This window comes from Pseudoalteromonas piratica, assembly GCF_000788395.1.
Taxonomy (GTDB): Bacteria; Pseudomonadota; Gammaproteobacteria; order Enterobacterales; family Alteromonadaceae; genus Pseudoalteromonas; species Pseudoalteromonas piratica.
In genome coordinates, this window is record NZ_CP009888.1 from 2048484 (window position 1) to 2075426 (window position 26943).

General features: G+C 39.7%; 23 protein-coding genes. 13 read left to right on the plus strand and 10 right to left on the minus strand.

The features are described 5' to 3' along the window. Positions 1-3: 3 nt before the first annotated feature. Positions 4-1548, minus strand: a complete 1545-nt coding sequence (locus tag OM33_RS09560) for a tryptophan halogenase family protein (RefSeq protein WP_038641189.1) — start codon at positions 1546-1548, stop codon at positions 4-6. A gap of 249 nt (positions 1549-1797) precedes the next feature. On the opposite strand from OM33_RS09560, the gene OM33_RS09565 reads away from it, so the two are divergent. Further along, on the plus strand, positions 1798-2508 hold the full coding sequence (locus OM33_RS09565; RefSeq protein ID WP_038641191.1) for a SapC family protein: 711 nt from the start codon (positions 1798-1800) through the stop codon (positions 2506-2508). 61 nt (positions 2509-2569) lie between these two features. Here OM33_RS09565 and OM33_RS09570 read toward each other — a convergent pair whose 3' ends face one another. Both OM33_RS09570 and OM33_RS09575 read right to left on the minus strand, forming a co-directional pair. Next, positions 2570-2818 (minus strand): YdcH family protein, encoded by a 249-nt coding sequence (locus OM33_RS09570; protein ID WP_038641193.1) that lies wholly within the window; start codon positions 2816-2818, stop codon positions 2570-2572. A 12-nt stretch (positions 2819-2830) separates the two neighbouring features. After that, the gene (locus OM33_RS09575) at positions 2831-3145 is read right to left on the minus strand and encodes a TraR/DksA family transcriptional regulator (RefSeq protein WP_052140960.1); all 315 of its coding nucleotides are present in this window, start codon (positions 3143-3145) and stop codon (positions 2831-2833) included. Between the two features lie 153 nt (positions 3146-3298). Between OM33_RS09575 and OM33_RS09580 the strand changes: the two genes are divergently transcribed. From OM33_RS09580 to OM33_RS09595, 4 genes are all read left to right on the plus strand, one after another. Next, positions 3299-4315, plus strand: coding sequence for an isoaspartyl peptidase/L-asparaginase family protein (locus tag OM33_RS09580; protein WP_038641195.1), 1017 nt, complete (start codon positions 3299-3301; stop codon positions 4313-4315). Positions 4316-4420: 105 nt separating this feature from the next. Beyond that, a complete protein-coding gene (hrpA, locus tag OM33_RS09585; protein WP_038641197.1) occupies positions 4421-8314 on the plus strand; it encodes an ATP-dependent RNA helicase HrpA in 3894 nt (1297 codons plus the stop codon). A 92-nt stretch (positions 8315-8406) separates the two neighbouring features. Continuing rightward, positions 8407-8703, plus strand: a complete 297-nt coding sequence (locus OM33_RS09590) for a PilZ domain-containing protein (RefSeq protein ID WP_038641198.1) — start codon at positions 8407-8409, stop codon at positions 8701-8703. Between the two features lie 137 nt (positions 8704-8840). Further along, positions 8841-9116, plus strand: a complete 276-nt coding sequence (locus tag OM33_RS09595; protein WP_038641200.1) for a hypothetical protein — start codon at positions 8841-8843, stop codon at positions 9114-9116. Positions 9117-9175: 59 nt separating this feature from the next. Here OM33_RS09595 and OM33_RS09600 read toward each other — a convergent pair whose 3' ends face one another. Continuing rightward, positions 9176-10366 carry a class I SAM-dependent methyltransferase gene (locus OM33_RS09600; protein WP_038641202.1) on the minus strand — a complete coding sequence of 397 codons (1191 nt, stop codon included), beginning with the start codon at positions 10364-10366 and terminating at the stop codon, positions 9176-9178. Between the two features lie 97 nt (positions 10367-10463). On the opposite strand from OM33_RS09600, the gene OM33_RS22040 reads away from it, so the two are divergent. The 4 genes from OM33_RS22040 (at position 10464) to OM33_RS09620 (ending at position 16367) form a co-directional block, all read left to right on the plus strand. After that, positions 10464-11087 (plus strand): dienelactone hydrolase family protein, encoded by a 624-nt coding sequence (locus OM33_RS22040; protein ID WP_052140961.1) that lies wholly within the window; start codon positions 10464-10466, stop codon positions 11085-11087. Between the two features lie 35 nt (positions 11088-11122). Continuing rightward, on the plus strand, positions 11123-11395 hold the full coding sequence (locus tag OM33_RS09610; protein WP_038641204.1) for an acylphosphatase: 273 nt from the start codon (positions 11123-11125) through the stop codon (positions 11393-11395). 71 nt (positions 11396-11466) lie between these two features. Beyond that, positions 11467-13695, plus strand: coding sequence for a TonB-dependent receptor (locus OM33_RS09615; protein WP_038641206.1), 2229 nt, complete (start codon positions 11467-11469; stop codon positions 13693-13695). A 20-nt stretch (positions 13696-13715) separates the two neighbouring features. Then, complete coding sequence (locus OM33_RS09620) at positions 13716-16367, plus strand: ATP-binding protein (RefSeq protein WP_052140962.1); 2652 nt, start codon at positions 13716-13718, stop codon at positions 16365-16367. An 88-nt stretch (positions 16368-16455) separates the two neighbouring features. Here the strand turns inward: OM33_RS09620 and metG are convergent, their stop codons facing one another. Further along, positions 16456-18483: a methionine--tRNA ligase gene (gene metG / locus OM33_RS09625; protein WP_038641208.1), complete on the minus strand. Its 2028-nt coding sequence runs from the start codon at positions 18481-18483 to the stop codon at positions 16456-16458. 169 nt (positions 18484-18652) lie between these two features. Here metG and apbC point away from each other — a divergent pair, with 169 nt between their 5' ends. Both apbC and dcd read left to right on the plus strand, forming a co-directional pair. Next, positions 18653-19765 carry an iron-sulfur cluster carrier protein ApbC gene (apbC, locus tag OM33_RS09630; RefSeq protein ID WP_038641210.1) on the plus strand — a complete coding sequence of 371 codons (1113 nt, stop codon included), beginning with the start codon at positions 18653-18655 and terminating at the stop codon, positions 19763-19765. Positions 19766-19767: 2 nt separating this feature from the next. Then, on the plus strand, positions 19768-20358 hold the full coding sequence (gene dcd, locus OM33_RS09635) for a dCTP deaminase (RefSeq protein ID WP_038641212.1): 591 nt from the start codon (positions 19768-19770) through the stop codon (positions 20356-20358). A 1-nt stretch (position 20359) separates the two neighbouring features. On the opposite strand, the gene OM33_RS09640 is transcribed toward dcd, so the two are convergent. Then, positions 20360-20950: a tRNA-uridine aminocarboxypropyltransferase gene (locus OM33_RS09640; protein WP_038641214.1), complete on the minus strand. Its 591-nt coding sequence runs from the start codon at positions 20948-20950 to the stop codon at positions 20360-20362. A 61-nt stretch (positions 20951-21011) separates the two neighbouring features. Then, a complete protein-coding gene (locus OM33_RS09645; protein ID WP_038641217.1) occupies positions 21012-22919 on the minus strand; it encodes a putative bifunctional diguanylate cyclase/phosphodiesterase in 1908 nt (635 codons plus the stop codon). A gap of 128 nt (positions 22920-23047) precedes the next feature. On the opposite strand from OM33_RS09645, the gene OM33_RS09650 reads away from it, so the two are divergent. Together OM33_RS09650 and OM33_RS09655 are read left to right on the plus strand one after the other, a co-directional pair. Continuing rightward, complete coding sequence (locus tag OM33_RS09650) at positions 23048-23389, plus strand: Hpt domain-containing protein (protein WP_052140963.1); 342 nt, start codon at positions 23048-23050, stop codon at positions 23387-23389. 205 nt (positions 23390-23594) lie between these two features. Beyond that, entirely contained in the window at positions 23595-24812 is a 1218-nt protein-coding gene (locus OM33_RS09655) for a pyridoxal phosphate-dependent aminotransferase (RefSeq protein WP_038641218.1), read from the plus strand. On the opposite strand, the gene OM33_RS09660 is transcribed toward OM33_RS09655, so the two are convergent. The 3 genes from OM33_RS09660 to OM33_RS09670 are packed head-to-tail and all read right to left on the minus strand — an operon-like array spanning position 24793 to position 26938. Then, entirely contained in the window at positions 24793-25476 is a 684-nt protein-coding gene (locus OM33_RS09660; RefSeq protein WP_038641220.1) for a M15 family metallopeptidase, read from the minus strand. The two genes, OM33_RS09655 and OM33_RS09660, sit on opposite strands and share 20 nt — an antisense overlap. After that, a complete protein-coding gene (gene dapE / locus OM33_RS09665) occupies positions 25464-26597 on the minus strand; it encodes a succinyl-diaminopimelate desuccinylase (RefSeq protein ID WP_038641222.1) in 1134 nt (377 codons plus the stop codon). The genes OM33_RS09660 and dapE overlap by 13 nt, the downstream gene beginning before the upstream one ends. Then, entirely contained in the window at positions 26594-26938 is a 345-nt protein-coding gene (locus tag OM33_RS09670) for an ArsC family reductase (RefSeq protein ID WP_038641224.1), read from the minus strand. Before OM33_RS09670 ends, dapE begins: the two co-directional genes overlap by 4 nt. Positions 26939-26943 lie beyond the last annotated feature (5 nt).

Genomic DNA, 26943 nt, shown 5'->3' on the forward strand with positions numbered 1-26943 from the left:
CGATTACACCTTACTTAAGCCAAATTGCTTGATTTTATTAATCACCGTTAAATTATCTTCTAAATAGTCAGCAACCTGAATTGCTTGCCTTTGGATTAAACCAAACTGCTTTTGTGCAATGTCTGGTGCTTGATAACGATAAGCGATATCACCAATGTCTGTCGGGAAATTCATCCCGTATAAAACGTACAAATAATTTTCTAAGCGAAACGCATCAAAACCACGTTCAAAATCATATAAGCTTGGAATATGCGTACGCCAATGTGCAAGCTTTTCTTGTAATTCCAAAGGCCAACTAGCTGTATCACGATTATCACGCCAAAATGCGGTATCGTCCCTGTCGGATACGGCATAATGCATTTTGATAAAGTTTATTACCCCTTGCCATAAACCACTCACATAGTTGTTATAGCGTTTTTCAGCTTGGGCTAATTGTGCTGTATTGGTGGGGAAGGATTTAGCAAGTAATTTAGCGGTAGCATCAAAAGCAAGTAGACCAGTGGCTTCAAGAGGCTCAACAAACCCTTGAGATAAACCAATGGCAACACAGTTTTTATGCCAAAATTTTTCACGATGGCCAATTTTCATATCTATCAAACGTGGTTGTATTTCTTCCACTGGTTTATTTAAGTAATTTGCAAGCGTGGCCTTTGCTTCATCAACGCTGCAATGCTTTGAAGAAAACACATGACCGATACCACGCCTTGTAGGCAGTGCAATATCCCATATCCAGCCGGCATCACATGCTGTTGCAATAGTCGATGAGGGGAGTTCTGGCATTTCGTTGTCATGTGGCACTTGAATCGCAAGTGCTTTATCGACAAATAACACATCACTTTTCCCAATAAAAGGGACGTTTAACGCATGCCCGATTAAACGGCTGCAAAAGCCAGAGCAATCAATATAAAAATCTGATTTAAATACATCGCCTTGTAAACTAATTAGAGTGTCGATTGTACCATCACTTGAAAGCGTCACATCCTCAATATGTGCCATTAGGTGTTCAACACCTAAATTGTCAATCGCATGGTGTTTAAGTAAATCTGAAAATTTGTACGCATCTAAGTGATAGCCATACGCCGCTTGCCCAGAAAATTCCGGGTCAGTAATGGCTTTGGGAGATTTATGATTATCACACAACAGCGCTTGACGACTCATGGCATGCGCAAAGGGCATTACTGGGTTTTGAAGCCAAGCGGCAACACTGTCATTATCTAAAATAGGGTAGTCAAAAGGGTGATAGTACGAGTGCATTTTGCCATCTACAGGCTTCATCCAGTTATCAAATTGAATGCCTTGTTTAAAGGAAACATCACACTCTTTAATAAACTTTTCTTCACTGATGCCAAACTCTTTAAGTGTATTTCGCATCAAAGGTACGGTGCCTTCGCCCACACCAATAGTTGGAGTGTCGGGGGATTCAATTACTGTAATCTTAATACCGTGTTGTTCTTTAGGTTTTAGATTAATTGCTAAATGATTAGCAGCAAGCCAACCGGCTGTACCACCACCTAAAATAATAATTGATTGAATCGACTTAGTTTGCATTTCGACACTTCTTAATAAATGACAGCGCTGTTTTGTTGTTATCAATTAGACACAAATTGTGGCTTTTTGTCACCCGTTCCCTTGAAAAATAATTGTTCGTCCTTATATCATTTTGTAATGAAATGTTGGGCATCAAATAGACGTTTACATACATTAAAAAGAAACGAGGTTTTTACTTTCTTTTTACAATCAAAACCGCTAGCCTAGCAGCACTATTATAAATAATTAGAATCCTATTGGAGCAGTAAGATGACGGACGTAGTAAAGCCTCTTCATAATGTTGAACACAAAGATGTTAAAATTAAAAACGGTTTCAACACAGACCTAGTTAAAGATCAACATTTAGTACCAGTTGTTGCACACGAATTTGCACGTGTAGCTAACGAATACCCAATCGTATTTGTAAAAAATAACGAAACAGGTGAATTCCAGCCAGTTGCAATGCTTGGTTTAGAGCCAAATGAAAACCTGTTTGTGAAAGACGGCAAATGGCAAGGTGCTTACCTTCCTCACGCACTAACGCGTTACCCGTTAGTACTTAGCAAAAACCCAGAGAATGAAGACCAGTTATTCGTTGGTATTAACGAATCAAGCGATCTTGTAAATAAAGAAGAAGGTAATGCACTTTTCGATGAGAAAGGTGAAGAGACAGATTACCTTAAGCGTCGTAAAGAAGGTTTAATTGCATTTGTTGAATTCTCGCAAGTAACTGCGGCATTCACAAAATTCTTAGCAGATAAAGAACTACTTATCGCACAAACTCTAACGCTTGAAATCAAAGGCGAGAAGCGCGATATCAACGGTATCTACCTAATCGACGAGAAGAAGCTAAATGAAATGGCTGACGAAGAGTTTCTAGAACTTCGTAAGCGTGGCTACTTACCACCAATCTACTCATTCTTAACGTCAATGCCTCAAGTTAACCGTCTTGCACGTCTTAAAGCAGAGCAAGAAGCTTAATTGAGCTTATAAAACGTTAATAAAAAAGCGCCAATCGGCGCTTTTTTTTATGCATGTGTATTTAGTTTTCTTTATGCGCTTTAAGCATTGAATAAAGCTCATCTTTTAAGTGTAAACGACGTAGTTTCTGCTTTTCTAAGTACGCATCCGTGGTATTTTCAACCCCTTCTTCGATGCGGATCACTTCATGATCCAGCTCATGATACTCTTTGAATAGTTTAGAAAAGTGCGCATTTGTCATTTTTAATTCGCGAATTTCTTCATTAAATTCAGGGAATTCATGATGCATGTCGTGTTTTTCGATAAACATGGTTGTTAATCCTTATTGGGCACAGTTAATACAAGTTTGTACATAGGGTAATGCGTTTAAACGCTCGCTTGATATTGGATTATCGCAACGGCTACAGATGCCATAATTATCATTTTCTAAGCGAGTGATGGCAGCATTGACCTGTTGAAGTTCTAAATTTGCTTCGTGACGAATACCATCGAGCACTTGGTCGTTTTCACTTTCAGTGGCTTGTTCAGCAAAATCTTGCGAACGACCTTTTTTAAAGTCTGAACCAATAGCATTAATGCGTTTACTTAGTTCGATTTGCTTTTCTTTAAGCTCAATTAAAATCGCGTTTTTGTTCATAATGCCTCCTATTCTTTACTTATTAATCTACGCCGCTGTGAAGCAATTGCGTTGATCTAGAACAAAAAAGACTGTCTTTATGTGGTTCATCGAAAATGCTTGAAATAAAGCCAATTGCCTTGCAAATTAGACAGTAACAAAAGGAAAATACTAATGAATAAATCACTCGCAACGGCGCTCTTTACAGCGCTTTTATCTACCAGTGCGTTTGCTGCAAACGAGCAGCCATTTTCTATCGCTATTCATGGCGGTGCTGGCACCATAGATAAAAGTAAATTTACACCTGAAAAAGAAGCGGCTTATCGCGCTAAACTGCAAGAAGCGGTAGAGGCAGGTTATAAAGTGCTTGAAAACGGTGGTGAGAGTTTAACAGCAGTGACCACTGCAATTAATATTTTAGAAAACTCGCCATTTTTTAATGCAGGTATCGGTGCTGTCTATACTTATGATAGCCACCATGAGCTTGACGCCTCAATTATGGATGGGCGTGACCGTCAAGCAGGTGCAGTTGCGGGTGTAAAACATATTAAAAACCCTATCGATTTAGCGCGTTTGGTGATGGAAGAGTCAGTGCATGTGATGCTAAGCGGTGAAGGCGCAGAGCAGTTTGCTAAGAAAAATGGCATGAGTCTGGTTGAGAATACCATTTTCGATACCGAACATCGTTTTGAAGCATTACAACGAGCCAAAAAGAAACTTAATAAAACTGAAAATTATCAAGCCAATCATCGCGAACTGCCTGAACAATATAAAATGGGCACAGTAGGCGCTGTTGCTTTAGATAAACACGGAAACCTTGCCGCAGGTACCTCTACAGGTGGCATGACTGCTAAACGCTTTGGTCGTATTGGTGATTCACCGGTAATTGGCGCAGGCACATTTGCCGACAATCGCTCTTGTGCTGTGTCTGCAACCGGCCATGGCGAATATTTTATTCGCTACAGTGTGGCGTCAGATATTTGTGCACGTGTGCAATATCAAAACAAAACCATTAAACAAGCAGGCGATGAGGTTATTCATGAGGTGCTAAAGCCAATTGGGGGCACTGGGGGCGTAATTATTGTTGATAATAAAGGTAATATCAGTTTGCCATTTAACACCAAAGGCATGTATCGCGCATCTAAAATGGCGAATCAGCCAACCTATGTGGCAATTTTTAAAGACGAATAAATACTTATTTGGTAAAAATTTAAATTAGGGAAGCGCAATGCTTCCCTTATTTTATGGTTATCATTTTGGTATTATTAGGCTTTTGAATTTCCGCTTTATTTATCTATGGCTAATCCACAACAGCAACTGTATTCACTTCTCAAAAATTGCCTTAAAAAAGATCAGTTTCTCTTTAAGCGCCGACTCGATGGTGTGAAAAAAATTAGCGATGAAGCAAAACAACTTAAAGTACTTTCAAGTATCACCTCAGATATTGAGAAAAGCATTGCAGCGCGTGAATTACGTTTAAAAAACCTGCCGAAAGTAAGTTACCCAGAAAACTTACCGGTTAGTCAGAAAAAAGACGACATCAAAAAAGCCATTAGTGAGAACCAAGTGGTGATTGTGGCAGGTGAAACCGGTTCAGGTAAAACTACGCAGTTGCCCAAAATTTGTATGGAATTAGGCCGCGGCGTTGCCGGGCTAATTGGCCATACCCAGCCGCGCCGATTGGCGGCGCGCAGCGTAGCTGCCCGTGTTGCTGAAGAAATTGGCACTACTATTGGTGAGAAAGTCGGTTTTAAAATTCGTTTTAGCGACCAAGTATCAAACTCAAGCTATTTAAAACTAATGACTGACGGTGTGCTTCTTGCAGAAATTCAACAAGATAGATTTTTAAATCAATACGACACCATTATCATCGATGAAGCGCACGAACGCAGTTTAAATATCGACTTTATTTTAGGTTATTTGAAAAACCTGTTACCGAAACGCCCCGATTTAAAACTGATTATTACCTCTGCGACCATCGACCCAGAGCGATTCTCAAAACATTTTAATAATGCGCCGATTATTGAAGTCTCGGGCCGTACGTATCCAGTAGAAGTGCGTTATCGTCCGTTAACTGAAATCAACAAAACCGAAATGGAAGCTGAGGGCGATCAGCTACAAGGGATTTTTGATGCAGTTGATGAACTAATGCAAGCTGGGCCGGGCGATATTCTTATTTTTATGAATGGTGAGCGTGAAATTCGCGATACTGCCGATGCACTCACAAAACGCGGCCTTGCAAATACCGAAGTGTTGCCACTTTATGCACGCCTTTCCAATGCAGAGCAAAACCGCATTTTCGCCTCGCACTCGGGCCGTCGTATTGTGTTATCTACCAACGTGGCTGAAACCTCGTTAACGGTACCGGGCATTCGCTATGTTATTGACCCAGGTACAGCGCGCATAAGCCGTTACAGCTATCGCACCAAAGTACAGCGCCTTCCTATAGAGGCTATTTCGCAGGCCAGTGCTAATCAGAGAAAAGGGCGATGTGGCCGTGTGGCTGAAGGTATTTGTATTCGTCTCTATTCAGAAGAAGATTTTTTAGGTCGTCCAGAATTTACCGATCCTGAAATTCTGCGTACTAATTTAGCGTCAGTTATTCTACAAATGCTTGCTCTTGGTTTAGGTGATATTAGTGAATTCCCATTTGTGCAAGCACCTGATAACCGTAATATTACGGATGGCTTACGATTACTTGAAGAAATTCAAGCAATTACGCCAGTCACACGAAAAAAAGAGTACAAACTCACAAAAGCGGGTCGCGAGCTGAGCCGCTTACCTGTTGATCCTCGTCTTGCCAAAATAGTGCACGCAGCAAATGGTTTTAATGCGATGTTTGAAGCCATCGTTATTGTTGCAGCGTTATCGATTCAAGATCCGCGCGAATTTCCGCAGGATAAAAAGGCCAAAGCACAAGAAAGCCATGGCCGCTTTGCCGATAAAGACTCTGACTTTATTGCCTTTTTAAACTTATGGCGTTACTTAGAAGAACAACAACAAGCTTTGTCGCGCAATCAATTTAGAAAGCTCTGTCAAACGGAGTTTTTAGCCTATATGCGTGTGCGTGAATGGCAAGATATTGTTTACCAGTTGGTGTCTACTTGTGAAGAGATGGGTTTTAAGATTAATCAAAACCCCAGTGATTATGAAGCAATTCATAAATCAATTTTGGCGGGTATGCTCAGCCACATTGGTATGAAAGACGATAACCAAATCTACACAGGGGCGCGTCAAAGCAAGTTTTTTGTATTCCCAGGCTCTGGTCTTTTCAAAAAATCTCCTAAATGGTTGGTGGCAGCTGAACTGGTTGAAACCAGCAAACTGTTTGCCCGTATTAATGCCAAAATCGATCTAGCTTGGGTTGCACCGCTTGCTCAGCATTTAGTTAATCGCAGCTACAGTGAGCCGCACTGGCAAAAGAAAGTCGGCGCTGTTATGGCATTTGAACAACAAACGCTTTATGGACTGACGATAGTTTCACGTAAAAGCGTACAGTTTAATAAGATTGACGCCAAGTTAAGCCGTGAAATTTTTATTCGTAGCGCTTTGGTGGAACAACAACTTGGCCAGAGTGAGAGTTTTTTAAACTTTAATCAAAAACTCATTGATGAAGTGCAAGATCTTGAACACAAAGCACGCCGTCGTGATATTTTGGTGGATGAAGAAACCTTAATGGACTTCTACCACCAACGCTTGCCAGAGGGCGTCACTAGCCGTGTAGAATTTAATACGTGGTGGAAGAAACAGAAAAAAGCGGAACCTAAATTCTTACATATGGATAAAGCGGCATTAATGCAACATGATGCCGCGCATATTAGTAAAGAAAACTACCCTGACGTTTGGCAGCAAAACAACTTATTTTTACCACTAGAATATCATTTTGAACCAGGACAGGCGCTTGATGGCGTGGTGGTGCAAATTCCATTGGCCTTGTTAAACCAAGTGGAAAATACCGGGTTTGATTGGCATATACCGGCCTTTCGTCATGAATTAATTACTGCACTGATTAAATCATTGCCAAAAACCACACGCCGTAATTTTGTGCCAGCACCCAATTATGCTGATGCCGTTATGGCCTCACTTGAGCCAATGCAGGGCAGTTTTATTGACGCAATTAGCAAGCAGTTATTGCGTATGTCGGGTATCACAATTAAAAATCAAGAGTGGGACTTTGGCGCATTGCCTGCGTATTTGAAACTGCAATTTGCGGTAAAAGATGAGAAGAATAAATTACTTGCAAGCGGGTTTGACTTAGACGAACTGAAAGAAAAGCTTAAGGGCAAGGTTAACGATAACCTTGCCAAAGTGGCAGAGAAGGGCATTGAACAAACCGACTTAGTTGATTGGTCTTTTGGTGAGTTGCCTTCTTCCTATGTTCAAAAGCAAGGCCAATATGAAGTTAAAGCCTATCCGGCATTGGTTGATGATGGTAAAGCAACCAGCATTAAGTTGTTTGATGCTAAAGAAAAAGCGGATGAGGCACATTTGAAAGGCCTGCGTCGTTTAGTGCTATTAAATATTCCATCACCAATTAAATATTTACAGCAAAAGTTGCCAAACAAAGCCAAGCTAGGCCTTTATTTTAATCCGTTTGGTAAAATTAACGAACTTATCGATGATTGTATTGCTGCTGCGATAGATTCTATTTTGGCATCGAGTAGCACTATACGTGATGAACAGTCATTTAATGATGTGAAAGAAACCATCCGTGGCGAGCTTGGCGATGCCGTTGTGGCCATTGCCCTCGATGTTGAAGCGGCATTGAGTTTAGTGAGTAGCCTCAATAAAAAGCTCAAAGGCAAATCGGATTTCACCATGATCATGGCACAAGGGGATATTAAAGATCAGCTTTCAAAGCTGATATTTAAAGGCTTTGTTACCAGCCATGGTGCAGCGCGCATTAAAGATGTTATTCGTTACTTGAAAGGTATTGAGCGCCGATTAGAGAAGCTACCTATCGATCCACATCAAGATAAATTAAAAATGCTGGATGTTGAAAAGGCTGAGCACATTTTAAAAGAGGCCATTGGCAAGGCGCGCTCTAATACAGAAAAGCAAAAACTTGAAGAAATTAGGTGGATGGTAGAAGAGTTACGCATTTCTTTATTTGCCCAGAATTTAGGAACAGCGTATCCTATCTCTTTGAAGCGTATACAAAACGCAATTAAAGAGTGTAGCTCTGAATAAAAAATCGCAAGAAATGTAAATTTTTTGTTATTGGAAAACGCATTTTGCTGTGGTAATAATAGTCCTGCGACAGGAAGTTTAGGGGAAATCTAATGTTGTATGAAGATAAACGTAATTTTTTTCGCATGCTGGTCAATGCAGAAGCGCAGCTTGTCATTTTAGATTCTGAAGCCGGAAGAAAAATTGATGGAGTATGTCGTGACCTAAGTGCCAGTGGTATGTCGATTGAAATTGACGAGCCTTTAGAAGTAACAACAGAAGTAAAGGTGCGAATTGATGCCAGTAACAACAGTGTGCCGTCACTTGATGCGTTAGCGAGAGTAGTACGGTGCAGTGAAGTAGAAGAAAAAGAATACCTACTGGGGTTAGAAGTATTAGAGATAAATTAAAAAAGGAGCTAAATGCTCCTTTTTTAATGTTCAAAATACGCATAGCAAACCCAATCTCTTGAGTATCTCACGCTTTAAATTTAACTACTTTAACTGATACTGTTGAGGATGCTGTGAGTTAAACAAAGGATTTAAATATGAGAACATGGATAATCATTTTAGTTGGTTTAGTGGCTTCAGGGTATTTTACTGATGTGTATTCCGATTCGACGATGCAAGCCATTGTTTGTCCAATTATTTTCACACTGCTTATTATGATTTCAATTTTAAAAGCCACAATTAACCCAAGTTTTACTAACAGTAATCGCAGTAGTTCAGATAGCAGCGGGTTTTTAGGGGGTGGTGGCTTTATAAGTGGCAGCGGTGGTTCAAACGGGAGTAGTGATTGTTCTGGTGGAGGCGGTGATTGTTAATCCAGAACCATATAAAAGTAACTGTCAGATCCATAAATAGGATCTGACAGAATTTAGGCTTAAAGCACTTTACAAATAAGCCCTTTCAAGTAGAAGCCTTCAGGGTATTCACCGGCAATAGGGTGATCAGGTGCCTGATTTAAGCGCTCCATAATGCGAAGTTCTCGCCCTGCATCGAGTGCGGCATCTGCTACTACTTTTTGAAACAGATTTTGTTCCATTAAGCCAGAGCATGAGAATGTCAGTAAGGTACCACCTGGTTTTAGAATTTGCATGGCAATCATGTTAATGTCTTTATAACCTCGACATGCTCCCGTTAACTGTGCTTTGCTGTCAGCAAACTTTGGTGGATCCATTACGATGGTATCAAATTGAACACCTTTCTCACGGTATTCGCGAAGCAGTTTAAATACGTCTTGTTTGATAAAATCGACTTTAGATAAATCTAAATTGTTATGCTCAACATTGCGTTTAGCAATTGCTAATGCACTTTCAGATACATCCACATTAGTCACTTTTTCACAGCCTGCTTTAAGTGCATATAAACTAAATGTACCGGTATAGCTAAAGCAGTTAAGTACCGTTTTATCTTTAGAAAAACGACTCAACGCATTACGGCTATCACGCTGATCTAAATAAAAGCCGGTTTTGTGGCCGCCTAAAATATCAACTTCTAATGCCAGACCATTTTCCATTATTCTTACAGGCTCTGTTGGTGCGTTGCCGTGCAATACACCCGTGATAGGCTCAAGACCTTCTTTTTTACGTACATCTACATCAGAGCGTTCATACACGTTACAACCAGGAAACAACTTAATAAGAGCTTGAACTAATTCACCCTTATGGCGCTCTGCACCTGCACTTAATAACTGACATACAAGATAGTTATCAAACTTATCGATAGTAATACCCGGTAAACCATCTGATTCAGCAGCACATAGTCGAAAGCCAGTGAGGCCACCTTCATCAATAACGTAATCACGCAAACTCAGTGCTTGTTTAAGACGGTTATAGAAGAAGTCAGTATCGACTATTGTGTTTTCGTCAAATGACCATACTCGCGCACGGATTTGCGATTGAGGACTGTATGCCGCAATGGCTAGAAATTTGCCATCCGCGTCATAAACACTGACGGTATCCCCTAAACCTGGGTTGCCTTTTACTTTCTTAATGGCTTTCGAAAAAATCCAAGGGTGTTTGCGTTTTAATGACTTTTCACGCCCTGGTTGAAGATAAATAACCCCAGACATAGTGGCTCCGGTTGCTGCAGATAAAAAAGGTCGTTATTTTAGTTAACCTCTTACTCGCTTACAAGTAGAATACGCTTTTGAGAAAGGGCTTATAACAATGAAAATACTGATAGCCAGTGATATTTTCGGTGAAACCGAAGCGCATATTGAGATATGTGAATTATTAGGTAACAAGCATCAAGTAACCTCAATTTCTCCCTATCATAAAGAACCTCCCATTTTTGCTAATGAAACAGATGCATATCAATACTTTATAAATATGGGCGGTATGGATAACTACTTAGCGCGCATAGCAAATCTAAAAAATGTCAATGAGATAGAAATTACCATCGGTTTTAGTGCCGGCGGTGCTGCTATTTGGGCTTGCCAAAATGTCTTTACTGCATTGCGTCAAGGCATTGCATTTTATCCAGGTCAGATTCGGCATTATCTTGAAACAAAAGTGTCTGTTCCTTGGCATGTGGTATTTGCAAAGTTTGAGCGCCATTTTGATCAAGATGAGGTTATCGGCGTGCTTGCTAAAAATACGAGCTTATCCATCTATCGAGCGCCTTATCAGCATGGCTTTATCAACCCAGATTCAGAACAGTTCAATTTATCAGCGAGACGAGAAGCATTAGATTGTCTAGCAAATATTGATGTAACCGCTAATAAAGGTGAATTAGCGACTGAATTTACAAAAAATTATGAAAAATTTGGCAATCCGATGGTCACCGACTAAGTTTGATTAGACAATCGATTTAAATAGGTGTTGTTATGTCTGAGCGAACACTAAAAGCTATTGTTGCTGGCAGAGTGCAAGGTGTATTTTATCGCGCTTCGGTAAAACAAGTAGCTGAGCAGCTGGGAATTTGTGGTTATGCCAAAAATTTAGCTAATGGTGAAGTTGAAGTGGAAGCCACAGGGCAAGATCTCAAATTGATTAAGTTTACCGAGTTTCTTGAACAAGGCCCAAGCCAAGCAGATGTTGAGAAAGTCTCGTGGGATTACATTCAAACCAAACAATTTGATGGATTTGAGGTACAATAATTAAAAAATTAGTACCTTTGCAATTCATTGATTATACTTAGGTTTATAACTAACAAAAAGATTGCATTCGGATGAAATTACGCTCACTTTATGTTGCTTGTGCACTCGCTTGCGCCCCTTCTTACGCACAAGTATCAAACGATATGGAAGTTATAGAAGTTTATGCTACCAAACGTGCCCAACCCATCAAACAAGTTACAGTTACGTTATCAACGGTTGATGGAGAACAAATTGATAAAGAGCAGCTTAAAGATGTTACTGCAATAGGGCATTTAATTCCTAACGTTAAAATCTCTCAAAATGCTGCAGAGGGTACTACACCTGCCATCAACATTCGCGGGGTTGGCTTAATTGATTACAACACATCCAATACTTCGCCAATTGCTATTTATCAAGATGATGTCACGGTAGGTGCGGCAAATAATCAGTTAGTTAATTTGTTTGATATAGAAAGCATTGAGATTCTTCGCGGACCACAAGGCACACTGTTTGGACGTAACAGCACTGGGGGGGCAATTTTAATTCGTAATAAACTGCCAGAACTTAACACACTCGATGGTTATATAAAGGTAGGCCGTGGTAATCTCGATTTTGGCTTATTAGAAGGCGTAGCAAACATACCGCTTAGCGAAAATATAGCAACTCGAATTTCAGTAAGCAGTAAAGAATATGATTACTCAACCAATAACTTATTACCTGGTTCAGAGCAAGCTGGCATGGTGCAAACAGACTATCGCGTTGCCTTACTTGGGCAGTGGGACAAGTTTGACTTACATTTCAAACTCAATGGTAATGATTGGAATGGCACAGTTAATCCTGTAGGTTCCATTGGTATTTTTAAAGATCCTGTAAACGGTGTGCTGTGTAGTGTTGAAGAGTTAGGCTCTAACAATTGTTTTGATGCTTTTGGTTTTAATGACGGCAGTGAACGTTTTTTTGATGTTATGGTAAATAATGAACAGGAACACGACACTGAGAATATTGGGACTTCTTTAAAACTTAATTATCAATTAAACGACACGCTAGAGTTAACCAGTATTACCGCTTATAACTCGCTAAATCGAGATCATGGTTTTAATTGTGATGGCAGTCCAGCGCAGTTATGTGAAGGGCACTTGGGCACAAAAGATGATGCGTTTAGCCAAGAATTACGTCTATCGTCGACATTTGATATTGGCCATTTAATGGCAGGTATTTACTATTTACATGAAGATATTAAACAAAATAATTTTAATGATATTCTCCGCGATTTAAGGGGGATTTTGGATCCATCCCTCACAACGACTTTTTATTACGACAATACAATAAATATTGAATCAACGGCAATTTTCGGTCAATTCGACTGGCAAATAAATAATCAATTCACTGTGGTACTGGGTGCGCGTTATACCGATGAGACAACACAGTATGAATCTCATAGCGATTTGAATATTGTGTTAGACCCGAGTGATTTAGCAGGACAAACCATAGATTATTATACCGTGTCAGGTAGTGAGACGGATGATCAAGTGTCTGGTAAATTGGCGCTTAATTACCAAACATTAGATGGAACGCAATTATATTATTCATTATCAAATGGCTATAAAAGTGGTGGTTATTATGGCGGATTCATTGCGACTCCGGAGCAAGCGGAACTTGCGGCGTATGGTCCCGAATATATACTAGCTAATGAACTTGGCCTACGTACAGAACTGTTTGATAACCAGTGGAAAATCGCTGCAGCCGTGTTTCATTATGACTATCAAGACCAACAAGTGTTTATGAATCAGGCGAGTGCAACGCCCGGTGCACCACCGTTACAGCTGCTTGAAAATGTTGCGTCTTCAACAATTTATGGTGCAGAGCTTGAAAATACGTGGTTTTTGGGTAGCGATATAGATATCACATTCAATGTTGGATACTTACCTCATGCAGAGTTTGACGAGTATGTTGATCCCTTGGGTAATGCGTTAACTGATCACCGTTTACCATTTACATCTGAGTGGAATATTGCGAGTAACATAAATTACCGGTTGAATATCAGTGATGGCGAGTTAGCTATTTCCCTCGGCAATGATTATCAGTCTGAATACTATTTTGATCAAAATATGAATGAGTCTGCAATGCAAGATAATGTATTGTTATGGCACGCGAATATTTCGTATAGTATTGCAGCTTGGCATGTTAATCTTTGGGGTAAAAATCTAACAGATGAACACTATAGCCACTTGAAATTCGACTTAAGCTCATTTTTGGGCATGTTAGAAGATTTCAAAGCTGAGGGTCGCCAATATGGTATAAACCTTCGTTATCAATTTTGATTTATTCCGGAAAGTGGTAGATGAAACAAACAGGCGTTATCTTTGTTTTTATTTTTTTTCTGTTGCTCAGCAAGCAACTGTTTGCTTCTACCACACCACCAGACAAGCTTCTTGCAACCAATTTATTAACAGATTCAGTCCAGATAAACTCTGAACAACGTCTCAGCTTTCCACTTAGTTATGCTGAAGCCAAAACGTGGCAGCATAAACAACACCTTAAAAAGCGACCTCATATATTTGGTGATGAGGTCTGGTATGCATTTCCACTTGTTCACCAATTAGCGTCAGGTGATTATATTTTTGCTCCTTCAAATTTTATGGCAGATGAAATTGAAGTCAGGGTGTTTGATAAAAATAACACGCAGATTTCTTTTTCAGGTGCTGAGCATTCCCTGGATACACCATTTCATTTTACTAATGAAGTTCAGTTAGTTAGTGGCGAGCAATACATAGTAATTGTACGTATTACCAGTGATTATTTTTATACATCTCCTAAGCTGATGCTTTACCAAGCTAAAGATTTTCAACAACAAGCAACTGTGACATCAACAATCATGTTACTTTGCTTTGGAATTGGCATCGCTCTTGGCTTATATAACTTACTTATATTCTTTGTTTCTAGAGAAAAAATGCACCTTCACTATGCCTTGTTTACAGCATCGTGGGTGTTTGCTTGGAGCCATTTCTTTTTAATCCCGCAGCAATTATTTGGTGTTAACTCAGCACCGTACCATTGGCTTGGTTTTATTTTGTTGCCGTTAACAAATGCACTCTTTTTCATACCCTTTCTCAGATTAGATAAGTATTTTCCACAACTATCTAAAGTTGCTATTGGCGTGGGCGTTGGCGCGTTAATCGGTATTCCAATTAGTGTCTTTATACCTGGCTTTGGCTTTATTTGGGCAACACTTGTCACTGGCATTATGATGGTGATTGGGATGGCAGCAGGTATCCTGAGTTGGCAAAATGGTTTCAAACCAGCCCGTTATTTTATTTTGGCTTACATCGCGATGTTAGTGCCAAATATGGTAGGGAACTTAAATAACCTCGGGCTATTTTCAAATGTTAATGCCAATTTTTATTTATACGGTCTAATAGGTACCACTCTTGATGCCTTGTTATTAGCATTTGCAGTTGCAGACAAACTTCGTTTAATCAATAAACAAAATTTCGATTTAAGCCAAAACTTAGAATTAAAAGTAAAAGAGCGTACTACAGCACTTGAAATGCTAACCGAAGAACTGAAAGACGCAAACCAAGCTAAATCACGTTTTCTGGCTAATATGAGCCATGAAATTCGCACTCCAATGACCTCAATTTTAGGTTACATAGATACGTTAAACAGTGATGATTCGTTAACCCCCGATGAGCAAAAACATGGTTTAAGTGTAATTCAAAAAAACAGCCGGCATTTATTAAGTTTAATTAATGACATCTTAGATGTGTCAAAAATTGAAGCAAACAAGTTAACCATTGAGCAAGTGCCGACGAATATTTTTCAGCTTCTCTCAGAAGTGGGATCTGTACTGGGTCGTCAAGTACGTGATAAAGGGCTCGAATTTAATATTGATTATCACTTTCCGTTACCAAATCAAATAATGTCAGATCCCGTAAGGCTCCGTCAGATTTTACTTAACTTAGCGAGTAACTCGGTAAAGTTTACTAAAAAGGGTAGTGTGAGTATTAAAGTTGAAATGGAAGATGAAGACTTAAAAATAACCATTGTTGACACTGGGATTGGCATGGATCAACAAGCACTAGATAAGTTATTTAGTCCGTTTCATCAAGGTGATTTATCAACGACACGGCAATTTGGCGGTACAGGGCTAGGTCTTCATATTTCAAAAAATCTGGTCGAACGTCTCGGTGGTGTGATGCAGGTATCGAGTAGAGTGGATAAAGGTTCAAAATTTAGCTTTACATTACCTTGCTACCTCACGACTGAGACACAATGGCTAGATTCCTATCAAATTACTAAAGAAACGGAATATAAGAGTAAGCGCAATTCAGCAATTAAAAAGCTTGAAGGAACAATTCTATTAGCTGAAGATCACCCAGACAATCGCGTATTAATAAAACGCATGTTAGAAAATTTAGGGTTTAGTATTGTCTGTGCTAATAATGGTAAAGAAGCGGTTGAAGCAACCCTGAATGATGAATTTGATATTATATTATTAGATATTCAAATGCCGGTTATGGATGGCTTAGAAGCCCATGACTTAATGCGCTCAACCGGCGTTTCTTGTCCGATTTTAGCACTGACAGCCAATGCCATGACGGATGAAATCAAACATTATTTGTCTGTGGGATTTGACGATCATATCGCTAAACCAATCGACCAAACTGAGTTTTATGAGAAACTAAGTAAATACATTGATGTACCTATTGAAGTTGCAGCTATTCCTGAGCAAGACCTTGAGATAATGCGCTTGCAATTTATAAATAATCTCACTGAACAAAAAGCCCTTGCTGAGCATTTGTTTTGCTTGGGAGACAATCCAGAACTTGCCAAACTGTGCCATGCAATTTATGGCGCTGCGGGAATGTTTGGCTTTGAAGAGCTTGGCGTTATGGCAAAAAGCCTTGAAACTGCGCTGAAAAACGATTCACAAAAAGAAATCAGTACTGCGTATCAGTCATTTATGCGCTCAATTAAACAGATCCATGCTTAATTTCCTTTGTGCTGTGTTGCTATAATCGTCTTGTTTTGACACAAAAAAACCGCAATTAAGCGGTTTTTTGTTTTAAGTCGGCTGTGGGCTACATTACGCGCATACCTGGCTCTGAACCTTCATCTGGGTTTAAGATGTAGATTTCTTTGCCGCCAGGGCCTGCAGCCAGTACCATACCCTCAGACATACCAAAACGCATCTTACGAGGTTTAAGGTTTGCAACCATTACGGTTAGCTTGCCTTCAATATCTTCTGGTTGATACGCTGATTTAATACCTGCGAATACTTGGCGAGTTTCACCGCCGAGATCTAATGTTAACTTTAACAGTTTATCCGCGCCTTCAACGTGTTCTGCTTTCGCAATTTTAGCTACGCGTAGGTCAACTTTTGCAAAATCATTAAATTCAATTTCATCTGCAATCGGCTCTTTGGCTAGAGGACTGTTAGGATCAATCGCTGGTTTTGCAGGTGCCAGGCTTTCTTTTGATTCTTCAAGCATTGCGTTTACCTTATCCATTTCAACACGTTGCATTAATGCTTTGAACTTGCTGATTTCGTGATTAGTTAGCGCAGTATTGATACTTTGCCAGGTTAATTCTGTATTTAAGAAGGTTTCAACTTGCTCTGCCATTGCAGGTAACACAGGCTTTAAATAAGTCATTAATAACTTAAATAGGTTGATACCCATAGAGCAAACCAAGTGAGCATCTCGTTGTGTTGCTTCATCTTTAATTAATACCCAAGGTGCTTTGGCATCAATGTACTGATTTGCTTTGTCTGCAAGCGCCATAATTTCACGAATTGCACGGCTGTATTCACGGTTTTCAAATGACGCAGCAACTGATTCTTGCGCATTAACAAATTCAGCGAGTAGCTCAGGCTCTGCAATTTCATCACTCAGTTTACCGTTGAATTTCTTAGCAATAAAACCGGCACAACGGCTTGCAATATTAACAACTTTACCTACCAGATCTGAGTTCACACGCTGTGCGAAATCTTCCAAGTTTAGGTCTAAATCGGTAATGCCTGAATTAAGTTTGGCTGCAAAGTAGTAACGCAAATACTCAGGGTTAGCAATGTGATCCAGGTAGGTACGCGCTTTAATAAAAGTACCTTTGGACTTAGACATTTTTGCGCCATTAACCGTAACAAAACCATGAGCAAATACATTATTTGGCTTTCTAAAACCGGCACCTTCAAGCATTGCTGGCCAGAAAAGGCTGTGGAAGTAGACGATGTCTTTACCGATAAAGTGATAAAGCTCAGCATCTGAATCAGTTGACCAAAACGCATCAAAATCAAGGCCTGTTTTATCGCATAAGTTTTTAAAACTGGCCATGTAACCAATTGGCGCATCTAACCATACATAAAAGTATTTACCAGGTGCGCCAGGGATTTCAAAACCAAAGTAAGGCGCGTCGCGGCTAATATCCCATTGTTGTAGACCATCTTCAAACCATTCATTTAGCTTGTTTGCCATTTCACCTTGGATTGCACCAGATGTCAGCCACGCTTTAAGCATCTCTTCAAACGCAGGTAAGTCGAAGAAATAGTGCTCTGAATCTTTTAATACTGGGGTTGAACCTGACATCACTGATTTTGGTGATTCAAGCTCCGTTGGACTATAAGTTGCGCCACATACATCACAGCTATCGCCATTTTGGTCCTCGGCTTTACAGCGAGGGCAAGTACCTGTTACAAAGCGGTCTGGTAAGAAAATGCCTTTCTCTTCATCAAATAATTGCGAAATAGTACGCTTTTTGATGTAACCACCGTCATTTAAACGATTATAAATAAGCTCAGAAAAGGCTTTATTTTCTTCTGAATGCGTACTGTGATAGTTATCAAACTTAATATGAAAATCGGCAAAGTCGCGTTGGCGCTCAACACTTACATTGGCAACCATTTCTTCAGGTGTGATCCCTTGCTTTTGAGCATTTAGCATGATCGGCGTACCGTGTGCGTCATCGGCACACACATAATACGTTTCATGACCACGTAACTTCTGGAAACGAGACCAGATATCAGTTTGAATATATTCAAGTAAATGACCTAAATGCGTTGGGCCATTTGCATAAGGTAATGCACTTGTAATTAAGATTTTTCTTTGCGACATATCGTTTACCGTAAACTAGTGTGGTGACAACACCAAAAATTTACCCTTGGGTAATCTTTGCTTGTTACGTACTCATACAAAAAGTAACAGGCTAAGTATATAACTGGAGTTAAGGACAGGAATATTACATAATTCCAGCGCGTATTTCATTAGCCAAATGCAGATTTACATGTTTAATATTAAAAATCTTTTCTCTGGGTCAAAACAAGCTGATAAAGCTGTAACTGAAGGGCAGGAATCAGCCTTGTTTACTCGCATTAATCAGTTGTTGGCAGATTATCGTTCTGACATTTTTCCTGTTGGTTTGCAACAAGCTACTAGCTTAGTATCTGTTACCGATGGTGACACAATAAAAGTAGAGTTGTTACTACATTTTGCAGCGAGCAGTGAACAGCCTGACATTGCTAAATTCTTGTCTGATAAGTTGGGTAAGCAAGTCGCGTTAAGTGTACAAGTCAATTTGTTAGAACCAACTAGGCACAAAAATATTAAGCATATTGTCTTAGTCGCCAGTGGCAAAGGCGGTGTTGGTAAATCAACAAGTGCCGTTAATTTAGCGAACGCGTTAAAACAAAATGGTGCAAAGGTAGGTATTTTGGATGCTGACATTTACGGCCCATCAATTCCTTTACTCCTTGGCCTTGAAGATGCAAAACCAGAGGCAAAAGATGACAAAACGCTATTACCTATGGATAAAAATGGTTTGGCGACTCAGTCAATTGGATTTTTATTAGGCAAAGAAGATGCAACTGTTTGGCGTGGCCCTATGGCATCAACAGCCTTGATGCAGCTACTAAATGAGACGTCATGGCCTGCACTTGATTACTTAGTTGTTGATATGCCCCCTGGCACAGGTGATATTCAGTTAACCATGTCACAAAAAATTCCTGCAAGTGGCGCTGTAATTGTTACTACGCCGCAAGACTTAGCATTAGCGGATGCTAAAAAGGGCATTGATATGTTTAACAAAGTGAAAGTGCCCATTGTAGGCTTAATTGAGAATATGAGTTACTTCCATTGCCAACATTGTAATGGTGTTAATCATATTTTTGGCGAAGATGGCGGCAAAGACTTAGCTCAGCATATAGCGGTCCCGTTACTCGGACAGGTTCCTCTTGCGCATCGTATTAGACAAGTTGGTGAGCAAGGTGAGTTTCTTTCACATAATGCTGACAAGGCGCTCGTTGCCATTTATAATCGAGCGGCAAAACTTGTTGCTAGTCATTTGTTTTATCAAGGAAGTGGCAGCAATCCCGTCGAAATCATTATAACGGACGACTAACTATGCGATTATGTGATACACATATAAAAGAATACCTAAAAGCAGGTAAGATCAACATTGAACCTGCGCCAAAAGAAGACATGATTTCGGGTGTCACTGTTGATTTACGATTAGGAAATAAGTTTCGTGTTTTTCAGGATCATAAAGCCCCTTATGTAGATTTAAGCGGACCAAAAGAGCTTGTTTCAGCGGCCATGGAATCGATTATGAGCGATGAAATAATTCTTGAAGAAGGTGAAGCGTTTTTTCTACACCCAGGTGAGTTAGCGTTAGCAATTACCCATGAAAGTGTCACTTTACCTGATGACATAGTCGGTTGGCTTGATGGTCGCTCATCATTAGCGCGTTTAGGCTTAATGGTGCATGTAACAGCACACCGTATCGATCCTGGTTGGTCGGGCAATATCGTACTTGAATTTTATAACTCAGGAAAATTACCTTTAGCACTTCGTCCTTATATGAAAATTGGTGCTTTAAGCTTTGAAACCATGTCAGGTCCTGCAGAAAGCCCATATAATCGTCGAAAAGATGCTAAGTATAAAGGCCAATCGGGTGCAGTCGCATCGCGAATTAGCGACGATAGCCAATCTTAATTTATTTTGATTTATAACGTGCTCGCACATCAGCGGGCATGTATTTAAATTGATTTTCCATCATGGCATTCAGTGCTTGATAAGCTGGCTTCATTGGTAACTCTTCTAAACAATGCAACGCATAGGCTATCGCTTCAAGGCTTGATAAGCTATCACTACGATTTGCTTTTCTTAGGTGATATTGGTTTTCTGGTAGTTGTTTAAAACTTACCTGTTGAAGTTGCTTGAGCACATCCACTGTAAAAAACAGTTTATTCGCTTTTTTCCAAGTACCATCTAATACAATGAGGTGCGTTAAATTCTGCTTTTGGTTATTGGTATCTAATTTCGATGCATTGTCACTAGGGTAAAGCAGTGCGGTTGTATCGAGCGGTAGATGATTTAACTCAGCAAAGTCATCGTTCTTGTCACCGATTAAAACGGTCACTTTTTGATAAAGCATGCTTGCTAATCGGATTGTATTTTTGGCATTTTTTTGTTCAGAACTATGTTGCAGCACAATAATATGCGTTCGATTGTTAATGTTTTGTATGTGATGGCAAATGCAGTCAACTTCTATAAATTGACATTTTTCACAAAGAGAACGGGACATAAGGTGGCTGTGATAGAAAAAACCTTATTTTAATTGCGTGCAATAAGGCTTTCAAGGGATATCAATAAACAGCTTCACAATGGTTTTTCAAAAACAGTTCTAAACTTTGCTGTTTTGCGGGTCTTGAAATCATGTAACCCTGTAAAGCGTCACAACTACAATCTGTGTAAAAATCCACAAGCTCGTCAGATTCAACTCCTTCACCGACTACTTCAATATTAAGCTGTTGCGCGGCATTAATAATGCTTTTTACTAGAGAGCTATTGATAGTGTCGAGGTTTGACACCAACTTGCGATCAAGTTTAATCCGATTAATTGGGTATTCATGCAGTGTACGCAAAGATGTGTAACTTGAACCAAAGTGATCAATGGCAATTTTCACTCCTAAGTCAGCGAGTTTTTTAGTAATTTGAAAAGATTTTTTTTCAGAAGATGTTAAGCATGACTCTTCTATATCAAGTTCTATCATTTCAGGTTTAATATTAAAACGTGCAATTTCATTATGTAAATGCGGTAAGAAGTTAGGGTGATAGAAATAGGATTTGGAAATATTGATACTGATAGGCACCGTGTTTTCGATTAGTTTTTTCTCAGCCCATGTCTTTCGGCAGCGGCACGCTTCGTGGATCACCCAGCTTTCTATTTTGTTAGCATGCCCTTCGCTTTCTATTACAGTGAAAAACTCTTTTGGTAAACTCGGCTTGCCATTTTCGCGCCACCTAAGTAAGGCTTCAATAGAACATATCTGTTGCTCATTGGTTGTGATTGATGGCTGAAAGAAAAGCTCGAATTGGCTGTAGTCAATTTCGTTATTAAGTTGTTCTTTAATTGATGAGCTGTGATTAAAACTCTCGGTAACTTGGTGAAGCTTTACCGAGCCACGCTTCATATTTTTAGCACCATACATTGCAGCATCGGCGCGTTTATAAACTTCGTTTTCGTCAAGTTGCCCATCAGTTATACACGCCCCCAAACTGGCTTTTGGGTAGAGGGTATGACCTTGAAGCATGATTGGGCGAGACAGTGCATCATTTAATTTTCGTAGCTTAGTGCGTACTGATTGTTCTGAGTTGACTTGTTCGAAAATAATACAAAACTCATCACCGCCAAGACGTGCAACGGTATCGGATTTTCGTACATGTTCTTTCAGGCGTTGTGCAATTGCATTTAACAATTGATCGCCAACATGATGACCAAGCGAATCATTTATCTGTTTAAAATCATCTAAATCAAGCAAGGCGAGCGCTATTTTTTGCTGATTTCGCTTTGTTCTAATTAATGCTTGGCTCAACCTGTCTTCAAATACTTGGCGGTTGGCAAGGCCTGTTAGCGGATCGAGTGCTGCTTGTTGCTTTAATTCACGATGTTTTAATGTCAGTTGTGTGACGTCCCTTACTTGCATCAAATAATGTTGATGGTGCTTTTTTATGACATATTCATAATGATGATTTCGCGGTAGGTGCTTCAATTTTATACTTTGCCAATGACAGCTTGTAGATGCGCGCTGTTCAGCAGCTTTAAATATTTGCGAAGAGGGGTCGTAAAGCAGTTCTTCAATGTGATTTATTCGCCTTTTACAAATATCATCAAAGTAATCGTTCGTTGAGATGATATTGCCGTTGAGATCAAATGAAATCAGACCTAAGTTAAGTTTGCTCACAACATCATTTTGCGGTGAGTTGGTTTTTAGTTTAATTAATTTGCATAATTGTTCATTAAACTCGACAGGGACTATCGAAATAGTAAGGTTATTGAGCGTAAATTTTTTATGGCTTTGTAAATGTTCTTTTAATTTACTGTGTGTTAGTTTTTCTGAATGTGCGCAATATAACGGATTATTTTTACAATTAAGGCGAGAAGCTTGCTCATTTGAATAGAGCAGACGGTGTGACTCAGAAACGATTAATACACCAGCTTGGTGACTGTTAAAAAATAGTTCCGTTAATTCAGTATCAATCCTATTAATCATTTTTGTGTTTTTATAATTATGCTTGTTAACGTAAATATAGGAGGAATTTGGAAGTTTTCAAATCGTGATAGAAAATTCGCACAACTTGGTTTAAGGTTAACGTAAGTAAAATAATAAATTAAATTATCATGAGTGATATCGACGTAAAAATTAACCAAGAAGCCCTGTTTGCCATGCAAGACTTACTGCAGGATCAGTTTTTGCCGACGCTTGAATTTTGCTTAACAGAATTTGACCGCTTACACGCGGATCTTGAGCGCGATTTTGATGTTAATGTTACAGACACGATTCGCCATGCACACAGTTTAAAATCAAATGCTGCACAATTTGGTGCAGAGTCTCTAGCTCAGTTAGCGAGAGAGATTGAGCATGCATTAGGCCAGGGTGATAGTGCTCATGCATTAAGTCTGAAACAAGCATTGCCTGCGCATATTTCTGCTACCAAAGAACAAATTAATAAAGCTATTTAATTATTTTATACCTTAAAGCGCTTAATGCTTTTTCTTTCAATGCAAATAAGGTAGCCTGCTTTGTTGAGTGTGCGCTATTTTATTACCTGCTTTCCAGTTTGGTTTTCTTGTTTATTATTCAATAAACGCTTCAGCGCACCGCGACAGTTTTTCTTATGACGAGCGCCAGTAAACATGCGCTCATTTTATTAGTATTCGGGGATGTTTGGCAGTGTTAAATAAAAGCGATAAATTACAAGGGGTTTGTTACGACATTCGTGGGCCAGTTTTAAAAATGGCACGTGAAATGGAAGATCAAGGGGAGCAAGTATTAAAATTAAATATTGGTAACCCAGCCGCCTTCGGCTTTGACATGCCTGAAGATATGTTAAAAGACATTATTCGCAACATCAGCGCCGCACAAGGGTATTGTGATTCTAAGGGATTGTATTCGGCCCGAGTCTCTATTTATCAGTACTACCAAAACAAAAAATTCACTAACTTATCAATCGATAACATTTTCATTGGCAATGGGGTGAGTGAACTGATTCAAATGGCGACGCAAGCATTGCTCAACAGTAATGATGAGGTGCTAATACCTGCGCCAGATTATCCGCTTTGGACTGCCTCAGTGAAATTAGCGGGCGGTAATCCAGTTCATTACATTTGTGATGAAGAGCAAGACTGGTTCCCTGATATTAATGACATTAAAAGTAAAATCACACCTAAAACCAAAGCGATAGTATTAATCAATCCGAATAATCCAACAGGTGCAGTATATGATGAGGCATTACTGAATGACTTATTAGGCCTGGCACGAGAACATAACTTACTGGTTTTTAGTGATGAAATTTACGAAAAAATAATTTATGACAACACCCCTTATACTTCAATAGCGAGTCTGTGTGATGATGTTCCAATTATAACATTTAATGGCCTTGCCAAGACTTATCGTGCGGCTGGTTTACGAATGGGCTGGATGGTATTAAGTGGTAAAATAAATCAGCTTGATGATTATATCCAAGGTTTAGAAATGCTCGCGTCAATGCGTTTATGTGCAAATGTGCCTGCACAATATGCCATTCAACAAGCATTAGGGGGCGTACAATCAATCGATGAGTTAATTTTACCGGGTGGTCGTTTGTATCAACAGCGTGATATTACTTTTGCAGGATTGAATGCAATTGAAGGGGTTTCGTGCGTTAAACCAAAAGGGGCGCTCTATGCGTTTGCTAAGTTTGACCGTAAACGGTTTAATGTAAATGATGACGAAAAATTGATACTCGACCTACTTAAACAAGAACGTATTTTACTCGTTCATGGCCGTGCATTTAACTGGCCAAAGCCAGATCATTTTAGATTGGTTTTTTTACCACATCAAGATCAGCTAAAGCCAGCAATAGAAGGGATTCAACGCTTCTTTTCTAATTACCAGCAGGTGTAATGTTAGTTACAAAACGTTGGTAAATACCATCAAGTTGGTCAACTAAGGTTGGCCAACCTGCTACATTTGAGCACTTCAATGCATCAGCTAATAATTGCTGTGAATGCACACCCGTATAGAAATGAGAACGTTCAATATGGCTGATATGCCAGGGCTCTTTAGCAACCCCGCCATTAAAGTGTTTGTAAGGTAAGAAGAAGCCATAACGTTCAGCATGTGTTTCTAACCATTGTGACAGCTGTTCAAATGGGCCACCTTCACCGTATTCGGCTTGGTTTAATTGTAACTGGTAATCATCGCTGACTTTATCTGCATCAAACACATCCATATCTGTGCCAAAATGATGGCGGCTGGCCCCGGGCATCGCACTAAATAACATAATAGCAAAACACTTTTCAGCATCATTGAGAGATGACATATCGACAGGTTTGTCATGGCTGTCAAACACCGGACGAATTAAATTAAACTTGTTGTTCCATATTAATGATTGTCTATCAAAATCCCGAAAGGTAGACGCAAGCGAGAGAGTGATCCCGCTTTTTCTTGCCCCTTGAATCATTTGTTCAAGGTCGCGTTGAATCGTTTTTTCAATTTGACGACCTTGAAAATCACACAAATGAGCTTGTGTTAAACCCAGTGCGGCCTGCTGATTTAGGTTAAACATTTAATTAGGATCGCTTCGTAAATATCAGCAAGTATTTCAAGATCGCGTGCATTAACGCATTCGTTTACTTTGTGGATTGTGGCATTGATTGGTCCAAGCTCAACAACTTGTGCACCTGTTTGCGCGATAAACCGGCCATCTGATGTGCCACCAGTTGTTTCAACTGAGGTATCAATATGCTGTATTTCTTTGATGGCCGATACTGTTGCATCAAGCAAAGGACCATGATCAGTTAAAAAGGGTAAACCATTGTATACCCATCTAATATCGTAATCTAAGCCATGATGATCTAATATTGCCACGGTACGCGCTGTCAGTTCATCTGCGGTAACTTCGGTGCTGTAACGGAAATTAAATTGTACCTCAACACTGCCTGGTATGACATTACCGGCGCCGGTGCCACCATTAATATTAGAAATTTGAAAACTAGTCGCTGGGAAGAAATCATTGCCTTTATCCCATTGCGTATTTGCTAGCTCATCAAGCGCGGGTGAAACGAGATGAATTGGGTTTTTCGCTAAGTGCGGATAGGCAACATGACCTTGAATACCCTTAACAGTAACAAAACCAGTAAGGGAACCGCGTCGACCATTCTTAACGACATCACCAAGCGTGTGGCTTGATGATGGCTCGCCAACAAGGCACATATCGATTTTTTCATTGCGCGCTTCTAATAAATCGACCACTTTAGTCGTGCCATTAATAAAAGGGCCTTCCTCATCAGAGGTAATTAGAAATGCAATGCTGCCTTTATGGTCTGGGTATGCATTAATAAAGCGCTCAGTTGCTATCAACATGGCGGCAAGAGAGCCTTTCATATCTGCTGCACCGCGCCCATGAATATAACCGTCAAGTAAATTACCTGAAAAAGGTGGTTGGTGCCATTCTTCAACGGGCCCTGTGGGTACTACATCGGTATGACCGGCAAAGCAAAAAACAGGCTGAGAATTACCTTTACGTGCCCACATATTGAGCGTATCAGTAAAAAAATGCGATTCGATATTAAAGCCAAGAGGTTTGAGCATATCAGCCATTAATTCTTGGCAACCTGCATCGTCTGGCGTTACTGACTGCTTTTGAATAAGCGCTTGAGTAAGGCTTACTACACTAAAATCACTCATGAGAAAATACTTTGATATTGTTCTGCTTTAAAGCCTAAATAAAGCTCGTTGTCTTTTTGTAAAATAGGGCGCTTTATCATCGCAGGATGTTCAACTAATAGCGCGATGACAGATTCGGCAGTGAGCGATTCTTTTGTCGCATCGTCCAACTGACGATAAGTTGTCCCACGCTTATTTAAGACTTGTTGCCAATCAAGCTGCTGACAAAAATCGGATACCATCTCTGTACTAATGCCATCTTTACGGTAATCATGAAAGGTATAGTCAATATTGTTTTGCTCAAGCCATTTTTTAGCTTTTTTTATGGTGTCGCAGTTTGGGATGCCAAATAATTTAATCATTGTTA

Excerpts from the sequence above, each read along its gene's own strand:
- OM33_RS09560 (WP_038641189.1), bottom strand. The coding sequence starts at position 1,548 with ATGCAAACTAAGTCGATTCAATCAATTATTATTTTAGGTGGTGGTACA.
- OM33_RS09565 (WP_038641191.1), top strand. The coding sequence starts at position 1,798 with ATGACGGACGTAGTAAAGCCTCTTCATAATGTTGAACACAAAGATGTT.
- OM33_RS09570 (WP_038641193.1), bottom strand. The coding sequence starts at position 2,818 with ATGTTTATCGAAAAACACGACATGCATCATGAATTCCCTGAATTTAAT.
- OM33_RS09575 (WP_052140960.1), bottom strand. The coding sequence starts at position 3,145 with ATGAACAAAAACGCGATTTTAATTGAGCTTAAAGAAAAGCAAATCGAA.
- OM33_RS09580 (WP_038641195.1), top strand. The coding sequence starts at position 3,299 with ATGAATAAATCACTCGCAACGGCGCTCTTTACAGCGCTTTTATCTACC.
- hrpA (WP_038641197.1), top strand. The coding sequence starts at position 4,421 with ATGGCTAATCCACAACAGCAACTGTATTCACTTCTCAAAAATTGCCTT.
- OM33_RS09590 (WP_038641198.1), top strand. The coding sequence starts at position 8,407 with ATGTTGTATGAAGATAAACGTAATTTTTTTCGCATGCTGGTCAATGCA.
- OM33_RS09595 (WP_038641200.1), top strand. The coding sequence starts at position 8,841 with ATGAGAACATGGATAATCATTTTAGTTGGTTTAGTGGCTTCAGGGTAT.
- OM33_RS09600 (WP_038641202.1), bottom strand. The coding sequence starts at position 10,366 with ATGTCTGGGGTTATTTATCTTCAACCAGGGCGTGAAAAGTCATTAAAA.
- OM33_RS22040 (WP_052140961.1), top strand. The coding sequence starts at position 10,464 with ATGAAAATACTGATAGCCAGTGATATTTTCGGTGAAACCGAAGCGCAT.
- OM33_RS09610 (WP_038641204.1), top strand. The coding sequence starts at position 11,123 with ATGTCTGAGCGAACACTAAAAGCTATTGTTGCTGGCAGAGTGCAAGGT.
- OM33_RS09615 (WP_038641206.1), top strand. The coding sequence starts at position 11,467 with ATGAAATTACGCTCACTTTATGTTGCTTGTGCACTCGCTTGCGCCCCT.
- OM33_RS09620 (WP_052140962.1), top strand. The coding sequence starts at position 13,716 with ATGAAACAAACAGGCGTTATCTTTGTTTTTATTTTTTTTCTGTTGCTC.
- metG (WP_038641208.1), bottom strand. The coding sequence starts at position 18,483 with ATGTCGCAAAGAAAAATCTTAATTACAAGTGCATTACCTTATGCAAAT.
- apbC (WP_038641210.1), top strand. The coding sequence starts at position 18,653 with ATGTTTAATATTAAAAATCTTTTCTCTGGGTCAAAACAAGCTGATAAA.
- dcd (WP_038641212.1), top strand. The coding sequence starts at position 19,768 with ATGCGATTATGTGATACACATATAAAAGAATACCTAAAAGCAGGTAAG.
- OM33_RS09640 (WP_038641214.1), bottom strand. The coding sequence starts at position 20,950 with ATGTCCCGTTCTCTTTGTGAAAAATGTCAATTTATAGAAGTTGACTGC.
- OM33_RS09645 (WP_038641217.1), bottom strand. The coding sequence starts at position 22,919 with ATGATTAATAGGATTGATACTGAATTAACGGAACTATTTTTTAACAGT.
- OM33_RS09650 (WP_052140963.1), top strand. The coding sequence starts at position 23,048 with ATGAGTGATATCGACGTAAAAATTAACCAAGAAGCCCTGTTTGCCATG.
- OM33_RS09660 (WP_038641220.1), bottom strand. The coding sequence starts at position 25,476 with ATGTTTAACCTAAATCAGCAGGCCGCACTGGGTTTAACACAAGCTCAT.
- dapE (WP_038641222.1), bottom strand. The coding sequence starts at position 26,597 with ATGAGTGATTTTAGTGTAGTAAGCCTTACTCAAGCGCTTATTCAAAAG.
- OM33_RS09670 (WP_038641224.1), bottom strand. The coding sequence starts at position 26,938 with ATGATTAAATTATTTGGCATCCCAAACTGCGACACCATAAAAAAAGCT.